Genomic DNA, 15959 nt, shown 5'->3' with positions numbered 1-15959 from the left:
TTCGGCTTCTATTCTGCCTTCGACAGGTCGGCGATCATCGCCTTCAGGAAGCGGGCCGCTTCGCCGCCTGTGACGGTTCGGTGATCGAAGGTCAGCGACAGGGGGATCATGCGGTGCACTTCCACGCCGCCGAGCACCGGCACGACCTCGTGGCGCAGCACGCCGGCCGCGACGATCGACACGCAGGGCGGATTGATGATCGGCGTGGCATAGCGTCCGGCGAAGACCCCGAAATTGGACAGCATGATCGTGTAGTCCTTGAGGTCCTCGGGCGGGATGCTGCGATTCTTGACGTTTTCCTTCAGGCGGTTGATCTCGCCGCGGATGTCCTCGCGCGAACCCTTGTGCACGCCCTTGAGACGGGCCACGAACAGGCCGTCGGCGGTGTCGACCGCCATGCCCACGTCCATGCCCTTGTGCACCATGCGCATGTTCTGCTCGTCGTCGTACCAGGCGTTGAGGCCCGGCTCGGCCTTCGCGCCGGCGGCCAGCGCGCGCAGCAGGCGGAAGGTGACGTCCTCGCCGGCGCGCCAGGCGTGGATGTCGGCGTCGTCCATCAGCGTGGTCGGCACCACGCGCTTTTGCGACTCGCTCATCGTGCGGGCCATGGTGCGGCGGGTGCCCCGCAGCGGTTCCCATTCGCCACTGGCCGACGCGGCCGGCTGGCTGGACGGGGCCGGAGAAGCCGGCTTCGACTCGTGCTCGGGCTCGGCCGGAAACTCGGGCTCGGGCTTGCTCGCGGCCGGCTGTTCACGGCGCGCCTGCGCCGGGGCGGTGCCTTCCTCGGCCGCCTTGCGCACGTCCGCGGCGGTGACCACGCCGTCGGCCCCGCTGGGGCTGACCTGAGAGAGATCGACCTTGAGCTTGCGCGCCAGCGCGCGCACGGCGGGGGTGACTTTCACCCCGCCCACGGTCGAGGTGCGCTCCTTGAGCACTTCGCCGCCGGCCTGCATCTTGCCGACGACGGTTCCCGAGTCTTCGCGCTCCTCGCTCTTGCCGGCTTCTTCCTGCTGCTCACCGGCCGACGCTTCGGCTGAAGCCTCGGCGGGCTTTTCGTCCTCGGCGGCCGCTTCGGTCGCCGGCGGCTCGTCCTGGGTCGACGCTTCCTTGCCGGCTTCGCCCGCGACTTCGAACTCGGCCAGCGGCGCGCCGGTCTTGATCACGTCGCCGGGGCCGCCGTGGAACTTGGTCACCTTGCCGTCGAAGGGGCTGGGCACCTCGACCACGGCCTTGGCCGTTTCCATCGACACCAGCGGCTGGTCGACCTCGACCTCGTCACCCTCGGAAACCAGCCATTCGACGATTTCGGCGTCCGGCAGGCCTTCGCCGAGATCGGGCAGATTGAAAACGCTCATGAAACCTCCAGAATCTCTTTGGCCGCGTCGACGATTCGCCGGACGCTCGGCATGTATTTCATTTCATTTCGGTAAAGTGGCATCACCACATCGTAGCCGCAAACGCGCTTGACCGGCGCATGCAGGTGCCAGATGCCGGCGTCGGCCAGGCCCGCGGCGATCTCGCTGGCCACGCCGCAATGCTTCGGCGCTTCCTGGATGATCACGCAGCGGCCGGTGCGCTCGACCGACTCGATGATGGTGTCCATGTCGAGCGGGCTGACGGTGGCCACGTCGATGACCTCCACGCTCAGCCCCTGTTCCTCGAGCTGGTCGGCGGCCTGCATGGTCTCCTTGACCATCGAGCCCCAGGTGACCAGAGTGATGTCGTTGCCGTCGCGCAGGGTGTAGCAGACGTCCATCGGCAGTTCCTCGCCGTCGTCGGCCACTTCTTCCTTCTGCCAGCGGTAGATGCGCTTGGGCTCCATGAAGATGACCGGATCGGGGTCGCGGATGGCGGCCAGCATCAGGCCGTAGGCGCGCGACGGCGACGACGGGATGACCACGCGAACGCCCGGCATGTGCGCGAACAGTGCCTCGGGGCTCTCGGAGTGGTGTTCCGGTGCATGGATGCCGCCGCCGGAGGGGAAGCGCAGCACCATCGGGCAGCTCATGCGTCCTCGGGTGCGGTTTCGCAGGCGGCCGGCGTGGCACATGATGTGATCGATCATCGGCATGGTGAAGCCGCAGAACTGGGCCTCGGCGACGGGCCTGATGCCCTGGGAGGCCATGCCGACGCTCATGCCGGCGATCATCACCTCGGCCAGCGGCGTGTCGATGACGCGATCGTCGCCGAACTTGTCGTGCAGGCCCGCGGTGGCGCGAAAGACACCGCCGTTGACGCCGACGTCCTCGCCGAACATCACCACGCTGGGGTCTTCTTCCATCGCGCGGGCGAGCGCCATGGTGACGCCTTCGATCAGGGTAATCTCTGCCATCAGTGGTGCCCTCCGTCTTCGGCGTAGTCCTGGGCGTAGGTACGTTGCTCGATCAGGTCGGCCGGCAGTTCGGCGAACATGTAGTCGAACATGGCGGTGACCGGCTGCGGGTCGTTCTCGATCATGTCGAGGTACTCGTCCGCGGCCTGTTGCACCCACTGCTTGCACTCGCCGAGCAGCTCTTCTTCCTTGTCGTCGCTCCAGGCGCCCTGGTCGATCAGGTAGGCCTTGAGGCGCTTGAGCGGCTCGTTGTCCCAGGCCTCGTCGACCTCGTCGCTCGGGCGGTAGCGGCGAGCGTCGTCCGCCGTCGTGTGGTCGCTGAGGCGGTAGGTCAGCATCTCCAGGACGAACGCGCCCTTGCCCGCGCGCGCGGCGTTGACGGCCTTGTCCATGGCCCACAGGCAGGCGATCAGGTCGTTGCCGTCGACCTGGATGCTTGGCAGTCCGCCGGCGATGCCCTTCTGGGCGAGGGTGGCCGCGGTGTTCTGCTTCTTGCGCGGAACGGAGATGGCCCACTGGTTGTTGACGATGACCAGCACCAGCGGCAGTTTCCAGGCGCTGCCGGCGTTGATGGCCTCGAGGAAGTCACCCTTCGAGGAACCGCCGTCGCCGACGACCGTCACGGCCACGCGGTCTTCCTTCTTGAGTTTGTAAGCCAGGGCCGCGCCGGCCGCATGCAGGCACTGGGTGGCGATCGGCACGCACCAGGCGAAGTCGTGCTTCGGCCCGCTGAAATTACTGCCTCGCTCGTCGCCGCCCCAATAGAGCAGCACTTCGGACATCTTCACGCCGCGGTAGAACTGCGCGCCGTATTCGCGGTACATCGGGGCGAAACAGTCTTCTTCCTTCATCGCCGCGCCGATGGCCACGTGGGCGGCCTCGTGCCCCAGGCAGGAGGCGTATGTGCCCAGCTTGCCGGTTCGCTGCAGCGCCACGGCCTTCTTGTCGAAGGTGCGCGTGAGCACCATCAGCTTGTACAGTTCGGTCAGGCGATCGAAATCCCTCGCCAGCGCCGGCACCTGCTGGTCCTCGACCAGCTTGCCGTCTGGCTTGAGGAACTGGAAATAGTCCACCTTGAAGGCGGCGGCAGTGTGCGCCATGTCGACTCCTCTCTTTGTGATACTCCGGGGTTCGGAAGGCCGGCCGGCCGCTCCGAAGCGGGGGCGTATTATAAGCGCTCGGCGTGGTCCGGAGGAAACGGGCGGGCAGGGTGCCAGAAGGTCCGTTTCATCCTGCTTCCGGCGCCTAAATGCCGCCAAATCCCCGCTTTTGGTGTGCCTCGGGTCGTTTGTGCCATAATCGATCCGGCAATATCACAACAAGCAGGGGTATACAGAGGATGAAAAAGCTGATCACACTGGTCGGCGGCCTTGCGCTGGCCGCCGGTCTCCAAGCGCAATCCGTGCCGATGCCGGCACTGTCCGCGCCGGTTACCGTCCACACCGACGCCAACGGCATTCCGACGATCGTCGGCGACACCGAACACGACGTCAACTACGTGCGTGGCTTCTTGCACGCCCGCGACCGCCTGTTCCAGATGGACTACCTTCGCCGAGTAGCCTCCGGGACCCTGGCCGAATTGCTCGGCCCCGGCGCCCTGAGCAGCGATGTCGAGCTGCGCACGCTGGGCCTTCGCCGCGGCGCACTGGAAACCTGGCAGCACATGACCGCCGATGAGAAAGCCTGGGTCAAGGCCTATGCCGACGGCGTCAACGCCTTCCTGGCGTCCGCCGACCAGCTACCGCCCGAGTACGGCGCGCTGGAGCTCTCGCAAGTCGAGCGCTGGACGCCGGTCGACTCGCTGATCATCGGCAAGCTGCTCGCCTTCCAGCTCAGCTTCGATTCCGGGGTGGTCGACCGCACCGTGCGCCTGGCGACCTACCAGGCCGTCGGCGAAGCCGTCGGCTTCGACGGCGCGACGCTCTTCTCCGAGGATCTCTCTCGCGCCGCCCCGATGGACGATCGAGTCAGCATCCCGAACTTCTTCGAGACCGCGGGCATCATCCCCGTTCCCGGCTCGTCGGGCTCGAGCCTGGAGTCGGCCGAAGGGGGCGCAGGTGCGTCCGGCGGGTGGCGGAACCTGCCCGGTATCAGTGACGCGGTGGTCGACAGCCTGAACGGGTATATGGAGCGTGTCCGGAACATCCCCCTGCTGGGAACGACCATCGGCCGCGCAGACAACCGCGCCGGCTCCAACTGGTGGGTGGTTTCCGGGGAGCATACCGACAGCGGATACCCGATCATGGCCAACGACCCGCATTTGGGCCTGGACATGCCCGCGCTCATGATCAACGAGAACATCGTCATCCGCGACGAGCAGCGCGTGGTCAGCGGCGTGACGCCGCCCGGCACACCGCTGACGCTGCTGGGCTGCAACCTCAACATCTGCTGGGGGCTGACCAACCACAACATCGACGTCACGGATTACTTCCGCGAAGAAATCCGGACCAACAGCTACGGCCTGCCCACCCACACCGTGCACGCGGACGGCGAAGAGCAGGTGCTCTACGCCTTCCAGAGTTATTTCGTCAACGGTGTGGGCGACGGCGAGATGGACAACGTCAATCGCGCCAATGTCGGCTACGACTCCGGCGGTGTGACCTTCCTGGTGCCGCGCCGCAACAACGGCCCGATCGTGGCCCAGCCTGACGCCTCGTCGGCGATTTCCATCCAGTACGCGGGGTGGGGCGCCACCTACGAGCTGTCCTCGATCCGCGGCTTTGAACGCGCGAGCAACATGGAAGAGTTCCGCGCGGTCATCGACAACTGGACCTTCGGTTCCCAGAACGTGGTGTATGCCGACGTGGAGGGCAACATCGCCTATTTCACGACCGGCGCCGTGCCGCTGCGCGAGGACCTGCAGAACAATAACGTCGGCGGCGGTGTTCCACCCTTCCTGCTGCGCGACGGTTCGGGCGCGCTCGGCCACGACTGGCTGCCGGCCAACGAGAATTCCACCCGGGCGGCGCCTTTCGCCTCCCTGCCCAAGTCCGAGATGCCGCATGTCGTCAACCCGCCCTGGGGCTACATCGCCAACGCCAACAACGACCCGGTGGGCACGACCCTCGACAACAACCCGCTCAACCAGCTGCGGCCGGGCGGCAACGGGATCTACTACCTCAATCCCTCCTACTCGGAGTTGCGCATGGCGCGCATCGACCGCGAACTGCAGGACATGATCGCGTCGGGTTCGGTCAGCGTGGAGGACATGAAGGCGTTGCAGGCCGACAACCAGCTATTCGACGCCGAGCTGATCGTGCCCTACATCCTGCAGGCCTTCGAGAATGCCACGGAAGAGGGCGCCTGGCCGGGACTGGCGCAGTTCGCGCTGGATCCGGGAATCCAGGAAGCCGTCGGCCGCCTGGCCGAATGGGATTTCTCCACGCCCACGGGCCTGGCCGAAGGATTCGATCCGGGCAGCCCGGCCGGTGCCGGTGCACCGTCGCAGGATGAAGTCGCCAACAGCGTGGCGGCCACCATCTACTCGGTGTGGCGCGGCCAGGTCATCGGCAACACGATCGATGCCACCCTCGAGGCACTGCAGCTCGGCAATGCGCTGCCCGGCTCGAGCGACGCGCTGCGCGCTTTCCACCACCAGCTCGCGAGTTTCGAGCAGAGCGGCGGATTCGGCGCCTCGGGCATCCCCTTCTTCAATGTCGAAGGCGCCCCGGACATGGCCAGCGCGCGTGACACCGTTCTGCTCGCCAGCCTGGCGCAGACGCTCGAGCTGCTGGCCAGCGATGAGTTCGCGCCGGCCTTCGGCAACTCCACCGATCAGAGCGACTACCGCTGGGGCAAGCTGCATCGCATCGTCTTCAGCCATCCGCTGGGCAGCGATCCCTTCAACGTGCCCAACGGCGGCGGCCTGAGCGATCTCGGCCCGAACCTGCCGGGTGTGGCCCGGGCGGGCGGCTACCAGACGGTCGATGCGTCCTCGCACAGCGTGCGCGCCGACGGGCTCAACGACTTCATGTTCGGTTCCGGTCCGGCCCGTCGCACCGTGGCGGAAATGACGCCGGGTACGCCCAATGTCGCCGAAATTCTGCCGGGCGGCCGCAGTGGTGTGTTCGTCAGTCCGTTCTATACCAACCAGCTGCGACTGTGGCTGATGAACGACTACCTGCCGCTGAGCTTCGGCGAAAGCGACGCACAGTCCGTCGCTGCGGACACGACGACTTTCACGCCCTGATTCATCAGAGGCACTGACGCCGTCGAGAGCGCCCGCTATCGTGCGGGCGCTCTCTTTTTCGGGGCGAGCTTGAAAGCCGGGGCGACGACTGCCATCTGTTGAGACTCTGCCGCCCTTTCTGGACGATTCATGATTAATCTGCTCGAAAACTTCTCGCTGGCCCACACCCAGGTCACACGGCTCAATGCAGAGCTCAGCGAGATCGTGCCGCCCAACCAGGCTTTCAGCGCAAAGGTGGAGCTCAAGCTCACACCGTTGGAAATGCACTTCGAGGGAGAGCTTCCCCAGTACCAGGTGACGGCGCGACTGGTCTGCCGCGGCAGCCGGGAAGACAGCCCGGATCAGCCGCTGTTTACCGTCGAACTCGTCTTGCAGGCGGTCTACAGCCAGTTCCGCGGTGAGCCGGTCGATTTCGAGACCTTCAAGGCCAACCACGGCACCCTTACGCGCCAGCTCTATCCCCTGATCCACCACCAGCTCCAGCCGGTGTTCAAGCAGTTCGGTCTCGACCAGGTGAAGCTGCCCTACGACCTCGCCGGCAACGGCCAGGAGCAGGGGCCGCCGGCACAGCGCCAGGTTCACTGAAGCGCTGCCCCCTCGGGTTCAAATTGACGCTCGTCACGGGGCGTGAAAGAATCCCGTGAGTCCCATCACACGGAGCGGCGAGCGTGACGAGCGCCAAGCGGGAAGCGATTTCCAAGGTCGATATTGCCTGGCTGCGGATGGAGCAGCCGACCAACCTGATGATGATCACCGGCGTGATCGTTCTCGAGGATGCCGTCGACTTCGAGGCCTTTCGCGATGTCCTGGTCAACCGTTTCCTGTCGTTCCGCCGCTTTCGCCAGAAGGCCGTCGAGTCCGCTCGCGGCTGCTGGTGGGAACAGGACGAATTGTTCGAGCCCAGCGCGCACATCATTCGCACTGCGCTTCCCGGGGATGCCGGCAAGGCCGAGCTGGAGGAGTTGGTGTCCCAGCTGGCCTCGACGCCGCTCGACAAGACCAAGCCCCTGTGGCAATTCCACCTGGTCGAGAATTATTCCGAAGGTCCGGCGATCATCACCCGGATCCACCACTGCTACGCCGACGGCATTGCGCTTGTCCAGGTCCTGCTGTCGCTCACCGATGCAGACCGTGACCAGTCCCTGAAGTTGATCAGCCCGCATCACTGGAAAAAGCGGCGTGCGGCCGAGTCCAACATCTTCCGCCGCTTGATGGCGCCTGCCCGGGAAGGCATCGACGCGGTCGGCCACTTCAGCTACAAGATGCTCGAGGAAGCGGCTCAGATGATCCGCGAGCCGCACCTGGCCGCCGACTATGCCGGCACCGCCGCGGACCTGATGGCCGAGCTTGCCAACGCCCTGTTGCTGACCGACGATCCGCCGTCGCGATTCAAGGGCGAGCTGGGCGTGCGCAAGAACGTGGCCTGGGCCGAGCCTGTCGACCTGGAAGAAGTGAAGGCGGTTGGCAAGGCGCTCGGCTGCACGGTCAACGATGTCCTGATCGCGGCGATGACCGGCGCATTGCATCGCTATATGCTCGACTGCGGTGACGATCCATCGAACGTCACGATGCGCGCAACGGTACCCGTCAATCTGCGGCCGCTCGAGCATGCGCGGGAGCTCGGCAATCACTTCGGGCTGGTGTTCCTGGAACTGCCGGTTGCCGAGGACAACCCGCTGGCGCGCGTCTACCGGGTCGCTGATTTCATGCACGAACTCAAGAACTCCAGGCAGGCGATGATGTCATTGGGCCTGCTGGCCGCTCTCGGCATGGGCCCGGCCTCGCTACAGAAGCCGGCGCTGGAGCTGTTCAGCCGCAAGGCCTCGACGGTGCTGACCAACGTTCCTGGGCCGCAGGCGCCGCTCTATATGGCCGGAGCGAAGATCCGCGAGATGATGTTCTGGGTGCCACAGAGCGGATCGGTCGGCATGGGTATCAGCATCATCAGCTACAACGGCAAGGTGTTCTCGGGCCTGATTACCGACAACAGGCTGGTTCCTGACCCCAGCAGCGTGGTCGCCAATTTCCGACGCGAATTCGAGAACCTGCTGCACCTTACGATGCTGCTGGGGCCGGAAGCCGGGACGATTTCCCCGGAGGATGCCGAGCTCGTGCACGAATGGGTGGACGAGGACTAGAGGGACGCCTTTGCGTACTCCACGTCGAGCTTCTGCATGGCGTCGATCGGCTTGATCTTCGCGGCTTTCTCGTAGGCTGCGTTCGATTCCTCCAGGCGCTTGTCGCCGAAGAGCAGGTACAGGCCGTTGCCGTACTCGATATGCGCAATCGGTGCCTCCGGGGTCAGTTCCAGGGCCCGCTCGAAGTGTTCAAGCGCCTTGTCGGCGCTGGCGCCGTAGGTCAACTTGCCGACCATCTTGCCGACCTTGTTGATGATCTCTGCGTGGTAGAGCCCCAGGGCCGTGTGCGCCTCGGCATGCTCCGGAGACAGCGAAAGGGCGTTCTCCAGCGATTCGCGAACCTTGCCCCCGATGCCCTGCGCCAGCGCCTGCGCAATCGAGATACTCTGGCTGTAGCGCCCCAGCAGGAACGCGTGGAAGTAATGCGCGTTGGCGTCGTCCTCCCACTCGGCGATGGCCGCCTCGGCCCTCTGGATTCCGGCCTGGTAGATGGCGATCTTGGATTCTTCGCTTTCCTCGAGGTAGTCGGCGTAGATGCCGCTCGCCTTGTTGGCCACGGCATGACCCGCCAGGCCCGCTTCCTCGGCCAGGTCCACGGCGGCGGCAAAATCGCCGGCATGGAAGTGGCGCCACGCCTCGAGAATGCCCGCCTCATCGGGAAGCGGCTCGGTGTCGCCGCGGTGCAGCTTTTTCCAGGCCGTCGCCAGCTTGTCGCCGGGATAGCGGAAGGCCTTGTTCTCGTGGGGAAAGGCGGCCCATTTCGCCGTGTCCATGATTAGTGTGTCCACTCTAGAAACTCGGTTTATCTTACAACTCATAGACACCCCGCACACCCCGCCTGAGCGGCGGAAAAGGAGTTGAGCAGACATGGCCAAGAAGACTGCCAAGAAGAAGGTCGCCAAGAAGAAGGTGGCCAAGAAGACCGCAACCCGCAAGACTGCGTCCCGCAAGACTTCGGCGCGCAAGACCGCGACTTCGCAGGTTCAGGACTACGCGCACGAAATCTGGCTCGCCGGCCTGGGCGCTTTCTCGATGGCCCAGCAGGAGGGCAACAAGCTCTTCGAACAGGGCCGCAAGAGCGTCGAGGAAACCAGCAGCAAGGTCATCGGCGAGAGCAACAAGCTGTTTGACCGCCTGGTCAAGGAAGGCGGCAAGCTCGAAGGCCGCGGCCGCAAGATGGCCAGCGATACGGTCAGCGGTGTGCGCGGCGACGTCGAAAGCCGCGTCGGCAAGGTGCGCGACTCCGCCCAGAGCAACTGGGACAAGCTCGAGAAGGTGTTCGAGCAGCGCGTCGCCCGTGCCCTGTCGCGCCTCGGCGTGCCGACCTCCGATGAGATCAAGCAGCTGAGCGACCGCGTCGCCGAGCTGAACAAGCAGGTGCGTGCGCTCTCCGAGCAGCAGAAGAAGTCGGGCGGCGCCGCGAAGAAGACTGCCAGCAAGCCGGCCGACACCAAGAGCGGGTCGACCAGCGCCTGACCGATGTTGTAGTCGACTTCTCCAGACTACCCCGAAGCAGCCCGGGCTTCCTCCCTCGGCCCGGTACTAGCTGCGACTCTTGACCCGGACCCTGTCCGGGTCTTTTTTTGTCTTTCTGGCGGTCAGTCGGCCGAGCTAGTGACGATACGCTTCCGCCAGTTCGGAGAGCTCCTTTCTCGCCTCTCCGACCAGGTAAGGGCTGATCAGGCTCATGACCTGCCACGCGGCTCGATCGGGCCGGGGGCGGCTGTCGCGCTCCACGACCTGGTCGAAAGAAAGCCAGAAAGTCGATACCAGCACGATGTTTCGAACCAGAGCGTCAAGCTCCTCCCGGCTGGCCTCCAGTTGTCCTTGCTCGGCGAGACCCTCGCTGAGGTGCCGGGCGGTTTGCATCGATAGTCGGACGATCGCCTGGAATCGTCGATGCAGGTTCCGGAACCGCCCGCACAGATCGGTGAGATCGCGATAGACGAAGCGAAACTCGCCGATGGTTTCGAAGACCAGGTGGAGGAACAGCCAGATATCCTCGATGTGAACTTCACGGGAGTCCGGGGTGGCCAGCAACTCGAGCATGCGATGCTCGAATGCTTCGAACAAGGCCTGAATGAGATCGCCCTTGGTGCGGAAGTGGTAGTGAAGGTTGCCGGGGCTGATGCCCAGTTCGTCGGCGATCCGGTTGGTGGGCACGTGCGGTTCGCCCTGCTCGTTGAACAACAGCAAGGCCGCCGAGAGAATGCGTTCGCGAGTGTTCCGGCTCATGGGGCCAGGGGCCGGGGGAGCGCGTTCAGCTGCGCAGGGACTCGACGAGATCGACGTACTTCTGTTTGGCTTCGTCGGCTTCCATGCCCTGGAGCTTCTCCCAGGCCTCGTACTTGGCAACGCCCACGAAATCGAAGAAGCCGGGCTTTTCCCCGGAGACATCGCCTTCCGATCCCTGCTTGTACAGTGCGTAGAGTTTTAGCAGGGTGTCGTTGTCCGGACGCTGGTCCAGGCTCTGCACGTCGTCTGCCGCCTGTTTGAAGCGCTTCTCCAGCTCGCTCATCGCTCGCTTTCCCTTTTTTCGTTGTCGGCAGTCTTTCTAGCATGCCGTCCGGACGGGGTCAACGGCGCGCTACCGGTGGCGGAATCGGGAACGAATCGGTATCTTTGCAGTACAGCACAATAAATGCCGGAGGGAGTGCCGCAATGAGTTATTTCGTGACCGGGGGTACCGGATTCATCGGCCGCAACCTGATCGACCAGCTGGTCCAGCGCAAGGGGACGATCTACGTTCTGGTTCGGCGAGGGTCGAAGAAGAAATTCAACGACCTCGTCGCGGAACGCTGGTCGGATCACAAACGACGCCTGGTGGCGGTGACCGGAGACCTCACCAAGCCGGCGCTGGGCGTCGGAAAGGCCGACGTCGAGAAGCTCGACGGCAAGATCAGGCATTTCTTCCACCTGGCTGCCGTTTATGACCTGGCGGCTGACGCCGAATCCAACGAGGCGGCTAACATCGGGGGAACCCGGCACGCAATCCAGCTGGCCGAGAAGGTGAAGGCCAAGTGCTTTCACCACACCTCGTCGATCGCGGCCGCGGGCCTCTACCAGGGCACCTTCCGGGAGGACATGTTCGAAGAGGCGACCGGGCTCCAGCATCCGTATTTCCGCAGCAAGCATGAATCCGAAGGCCTGGTGCGCCGGACCTGCTCCGTTCCGTGGCGCATCTATCGGCCCGGAATCGTGGTGGGCCACTCGAAGACCGGCGAGATCGACAAGATCGACGGGCCGTACTACTTCTTCAAGCTGATCCAGAAGATGCGCCGCATGCTGCCGCCCTGGGTGCCGACCCTGGGGCTGGAAGGAAGCCGGATCAACATCGTTCCGGTGGACTACGTGGCACGGGCGATGGATCACATCGCCCACAAGCCCAAGCTCGACGGCCAGTGTTTCCACCTGACCGATCCCAACCCGAAACGGATCGGCGAGGTCATGAATCTCTTCGCGCAGGCCGCCCATGCGCCGCTGATGTCGATGCGCATCGACGCGCGGCTTTTCGGCTTCATCCCGGCGCCGGTCAAGCAGGGTCTGACGATGCTGCCGCCGGTGCGTCGCATCATCAACCAGGTTCTCGAGGATCTCGGAATTCCGAAGGACATGCTCGGCTTCTTCAGCTACCCGACGCGATTCGACAATCGCGATGCCGAGAAAGCGCTGAAGGGGTCGGGTATCTCCATGCCGCCGCTGGAAGACTACGCCTGGGTCATCTGGGACTACTGGGAGCGCCACCTCGATCCCGAGCTGTTCATCGATCGGTCCCTGTCCGGTCAGGTGCGCGACAAGGTGGTATTGATCACGGGCGCCTCCTCGGGTATCGGCAAGGCCACGGCCCTGATGATGGGCCAGGCCGGCGCCAGGGTCGTGATCGTCGCCCGCGGCGAGGAAGGGCTGCAGGAAACCAAGGCGGAGATCGAGGCCGACGGGGGGAAGGCTTTCTACTACACCGCCGACCTGTCGGACATGAAGAAGTCCGAGAAACTGGTCGAGCAGGTGCTGGCCGATCACGGTGCCGTCGATATTCTCATCAACAACGCGGGGCGCTCGATCCGTCGCTCGATCCAGCTGTCATATGATCGCTTCCATGACTACGAGCGGCTGATGCAGCTCAACTACTTCGGCTCGCTGAAGCTCATCATGGGCTTCCTGCCGACGATGGTCGAGCAGGGCCGGGGGCAGGTCATCAACATTTCCTCGATCGGCGTGCTGTCCAACGCACCCCGTTTTTCCGCCTACGTGGCTTCGAAGGCGGCGCTGGACGCGTTCTCGCGCTGCGCCGCGTCGGAATTCGCCGACACCGGCGTGTCGTTTACCACCATCAACATGCCGCTGGTGCGCACGCCCATGATCGCGCCCACCAAGATCTACGAGCATGTGCCCACGATCACGCCCGAGGACGCCGCCGACATGATCAAGCAGGCGGTGATCTACCGGCCCCAGCGGATCGCCACGCGCCTGGGGATCTTCGCCCAGATCCTGCACGCCACCGCGCCCAAGGTCTCGGAGATCGTCATGAACTCGGCTTTCCGGATGTTCCCGGATTCGGCTGCGGCGCAGGGCCGCGGCGAAGAAGGCGAGGTCAAACCGACCCAGGAGCAGGTGGCGTTCGCGAGCCTGATGCGAGGCATCCACTGGTAAGTGCTGTGGCCGCGTCTTTTCGCCCCTGCCGGCGCTTCTCCGGCGATTGAAGTGCTCACGTACCAATCAGTACGCTGCGCTTTCAATCGCCGGAGAATCACCGGCAGGCACGAAAATCCATCGGCCTTCGAGGGGCACTGTGAATTTGAGCGAGTGATGGCCTTCGGGCTGGCCTCGTCGGTGCTGGGGCTGCGTCTTGCGGCCCCTGCCGGCGCTTTCGCGTCGCTCGAAATGCTCACGTACCCTCGAGTACGCTCCGCTTTCGAACGCCGCGAAATCACCGGCAGGAACCACAATCCATCAGCCTTCGAGGGGTAATGCGAATTTGAGCGAGGGAAGGCCTTCGGGCTGGCCTCGTCGGTGCTGTGGCCGCGTCTTGCGGCCCCTGCCGGCGCTGATTGCGCGGATGAAATGCTCACGTACATCCAAGTACGCTGCGCTTTCATCCACCCAATCATCACCGGCAGGAACCACAATCCATCGCCCTTCGGGATTGGTGTTAGCGTGCCGGGGAGCGGCTTTCAGGCTGGCCTCGTCGGTGCTGTGGCCGCGTCTTGCGACCCCTGCCGGCGCTTCTCCGGCGATTGGAATGCTCACGTACCGTCAAGAGCAGCACCACACCGCCCCCGGCAAAGCCGGCCCCCAGAGCCAAACTCGCCGCCCGAACCCCGAACCCCGAACTCGGAACCCCAAGCGTTTGGCTTTTCCTGAAACCTGAAACCTGAAACCTGAAACCTGAAACCCAGCCCCCGCCGACTCCTGACTTCCGACGTCCGTCTAATCCCGCCAGCGCTTGAGGAGGTCGTCGTAGGCGTCGATGCGGCGGTCGCGCAGGAAGGGCCATAGGCGCCGGACCTGCTCGGAGCGGCCCAGATCCAGGCTGGCGAAAAGCACCTCGGCCTCGCTGCCGGCTTCGGCCAGGACTTCGCCCTGGGGGCCGGCGACGAAGCTGTGGCCCCAGAATTCCGCTTCGCGCTCTCCGCCGGAGCGGTCGGGTTCGAAGCCCACCCGATTGCAGGTGGCCATTGGAATACCATTGGCGACGGCGTGCGAGCGCTGAATCGTGCGCCATGCGTCGAGCTGGCGCCGTTGTTCGGGCTCTTCGTCGTCCAGGTCGAGACCGATCGCGGTGGGGTAGAGCAAAAGTTCCGCGCCCGCCAGCGTCATCAGGCGGGCGGCTTCGGGATACCACTGATCCCAGCAGACCAGCACGCCCAGACGACCGACCGAGGTGTCGATGGGCTCGAAGCCGAGATCGCCGGGCGTGAAATAGAATTTCTCGTTGTAGCCGGGATCGTCGGGGATGTGCATCTTGCGATACACGCCGGCCAGCTCGCCGTCTCGCTCGTAGACCACCGACGTGTTGTGCGCCAGGCCCGGGGCACGGTGTTCGAAGATCGAGCCCACGATGACGATTCCGTGGTCGGCCGCGGCACCCGAGAGCATCCGGGCCGTGGGGCCGTCGAGCGGCTCGGCCAGGTCGAACAGATCCGGGTCCTGATACTTGCAGAAATACTCGCTGGCGTGGAGTTCCGGCAACAGCACCAGTTGGGCGCCGAGTTCGGCTGCCCGGGCGATTCCATCGGCCGTGGCCGCACGATTTTCGTCGGCTTCCGGGCCCATGGCGTGCTGGACCAGGGCGATGTCGAGGCGACGCATACTCATCCGAGCGCGGCCGGAATGTGCATGCTGGCACAGTGCGGTCCGCCGGACTGGGTGATCATGGTGGCGGCCGGTACCTGGACGATCCGGCGGTCGGGAAGCAGCTCGGCGAGTATGTCGCAGGCCGCCTCGTCATGACGACTGCCGTAGGCGGGTACCAGGCAGCCGTCGTTGACGAACAGGAAATTCGCGTAGCTGGCGGGCAGGCCCGGATCGATGTCGTCGGGGCAGGGCAGGGCCACGAGTCGGTATTCGTTCTCGTCGCGGTTGCGAAGGGTTTCCAGCTGGCCGCGGAGGCGGGCGGTTCGCTCGTCCTCGCCCTGGGTCTGGAACACGATCGTGTCGTGATCGGTGAAGCGGGCCAGCGTGTCGATGTGTCCGTCCGTGTCGTCACCCGTCATCGGCTCGATGTCGATACCGAGCACCTTGTCGACGTTGAGCAGGTTGTGCAGTTCAAAGTCGATCTCGCGCTCGGTCAGGTGGGGGTGTCGAGCCCGCAGGCAGTGCCAGTTGACCAGCAGGCGCCCCCTGCCGTCGCTTTCGATCGCCCCGCCTTCGAGTTCGAACAGGTACTGGCGGAACTGCATCCGGTCGAACAGTTCGTGGCGCGCCAGGTGGGTGTTGACCCGGTTGTCGAGTGAGGCCGGGTATTTTCCGCCCCATCCGTCGAAATGGAAATCCAGGGCCAGGCGGTAGCCCGAGAACACCATGATGACCGGACCGTAGTCCCGGCACCAGGTGTCGTTGTAGCGAAGCGCAACGGGGTGGAGATCGGCGGCTTCGGCGAGGACTTCGGGCAGGGGTTCGTCCTGCGGAACCAGAAGAACGACGGGCTGGAAGCTACGTACGGCGTCTATCAATTGACGGTATTCGTCCCTGATGGCGTCGAGCACGCCTCGCCAGTCGGATTCGGCGGCCGGCCAGGCGAGCAGGGTGGCGCTCTGTGCCTCCCATTCGGCCGGGAGGCGGTAATCGGTATGCGACATGG

The 15959-nt window shown here is 64.7% G+C and carries 13 protein-coding genes; 5 read left to right on the top strand and 8 right to left on the bottom strand.

Going from position 1 to position 15959, the window contains the following annotated elements; translation table 11 throughout:
• Positions 1-8: 8 nt before the first annotated feature.
• The 3 genes from DZC52_RS02985 to pdhA are packed head-to-tail and all read right to left on the bottom strand — an operon-like array spanning position 9 to position 3432.
• The gene (locus tag DZC52_RS02985) at positions 9-1355 is read right to left on the bottom strand and encodes a dihydrolipoamide acetyltransferase family protein (protein WP_116649630.1); all 1347 of its coding nucleotides are present in this window, start codon (positions 1353-1355) and stop codon (positions 9-11) included.
• Positions 1352-2332, bottom strand: a complete 981-nt coding sequence (locus tag DZC52_RS02980) for an alpha-ketoacid dehydrogenase subunit beta (protein ID WP_116649629.1) — start codon at positions 2330-2332, stop codon at positions 1352-1354. The genes DZC52_RS02985 and DZC52_RS02980 overlap by 4 nt, the downstream gene beginning before the upstream one ends.
• A complete protein-coding gene (gene pdhA, locus DZC52_RS02975; protein WP_116649628.1) occupies positions 2332-3432 on the bottom strand; it encodes a pyruvate dehydrogenase (acetyl-transferring) E1 component subunit alpha in 1101 nt (366 codons plus the stop codon). The genes DZC52_RS02980 and pdhA overlap by 1 nt, the downstream gene beginning before the upstream one ends.
• 239 nt (positions 3433-3671) lie before the next feature.
• Here pdhA and DZC52_RS02970 point away from each other — a divergent pair, with 239 nt between their 5' ends.
• From DZC52_RS02970 to DZC52_RS02960, 3 genes are all read left to right on the top strand, one after another.
• Positions 3672-6521 (top strand): penicillin acylase family protein, encoded by a 2850-nt coding sequence (locus DZC52_RS02970; RefSeq protein WP_181918740.1) that lies wholly within the window; start codon positions 3672-3674, stop codon positions 6519-6521.
• 129 nt (positions 6522-6650) lie between these two features.
• Entirely contained in the window at positions 6651-7106 is a 456-nt protein-coding gene (locus DZC52_RS02965) for a hypothetical protein (RefSeq protein WP_116649626.1), read from the top strand.
• A gap of 83 nt (positions 7107-7189) precedes the next feature.
• Positions 7190-8659: a WS/DGAT/MGAT family O-acyltransferase gene (locus DZC52_RS02960; RefSeq protein ID WP_220338251.1), complete on the top strand. Its 1470-nt coding sequence runs from the start codon at positions 7190-7192 to the stop codon at positions 8657-8659.
• Here the strand turns inward: DZC52_RS02960 and DZC52_RS02955 are convergent.
• The gene (locus DZC52_RS02955) at positions 8656-9447 is read right to left on the bottom strand and encodes a tetratricopeptide repeat protein (protein ID WP_220338250.1); all 792 of its coding nucleotides are present in this window, start codon (positions 9445-9447) and stop codon (positions 8656-8658) included. The genes DZC52_RS02960 and DZC52_RS02955 overlap by 4 nt on opposite strands.
• 79 nt (positions 9448-9526) lie before the next feature.
• Between DZC52_RS02955 and DZC52_RS02950 the strand changes: the two genes are divergently transcribed.
• Entirely contained in the window at positions 9527-10135 is a 609-nt protein-coding gene (locus tag DZC52_RS02950; RefSeq protein WP_116649624.1) for a phasin family protein, read from the top strand.
• A gap of 135 nt (positions 10136-10270) precedes the next feature.
• Here DZC52_RS02950 and DZC52_RS02945 read toward each other — a convergent pair whose 3' ends face one another.
• Positions 10271-10894, bottom strand: a complete 624-nt coding sequence (locus tag DZC52_RS02945; RefSeq protein ID WP_116649623.1) for a TetR/AcrR family transcriptional regulator — start codon at positions 10892-10894, stop codon at positions 10271-10273.
• A 25-nt stretch (positions 10895-10919) separates the two neighbouring features.
• Positions 10920-11177 (bottom strand): acyl-CoA-binding protein, encoded by a 258-nt coding sequence (locus DZC52_RS02940; protein WP_116649622.1) that lies wholly within the window; start codon positions 11175-11177, stop codon positions 10920-10922.
• 143 nt (positions 11178-11320) lie between these two features.
• Here DZC52_RS02940 and DZC52_RS02935 point away from each other — a divergent pair, with 143 nt between their 5' ends.
• Positions 11321-13309, top strand: a complete 1989-nt coding sequence (locus DZC52_RS02935; RefSeq protein WP_116649621.1) for an SDR family oxidoreductase — start codon at positions 11321-11323, stop codon at positions 13307-13309.
• Between the two features lie 777 nt (positions 13310-14086).
• Here DZC52_RS02935 and DZC52_RS02930 read toward each other — a convergent pair.
• Both DZC52_RS02930 and DZC52_RS02925 read right to left on the bottom strand, forming a co-directional pair.
• Positions 14087-14974, bottom strand: coding sequence for a carbon-nitrogen hydrolase (locus DZC52_RS02930; protein ID WP_181918739.1), 888 nt, complete (start codon positions 14972-14974; stop codon positions 14087-14089).
• Positions 14971-15957 carry an agmatine deiminase family protein gene (locus tag DZC52_RS02925; protein WP_116649619.1) on the bottom strand — a complete coding sequence of 329 codons (987 nt, stop codon included), beginning with the start codon at positions 15955-15957 and terminating at the stop codon, positions 14971-14973. Before DZC52_RS02925 ends, DZC52_RS02930 begins: the two co-directional genes overlap by 4 nt.
• Positions 15958-15959 lie beyond the last annotated feature (2 nt).

Source organism: Wenzhouxiangella sediminis, from assembly GCF_003410055.1.
Lineage (GTDB): Bacteria > Pseudomonadota > Gammaproteobacteria > Xanthomonadales > Wenzhouxiangellaceae > Wenzhouxiangella > Wenzhouxiangella sediminis.
Note: the sequence above shows the minus strand (reverse complement) of the source record. Positions and strands in the feature narration are given on the sequence as shown.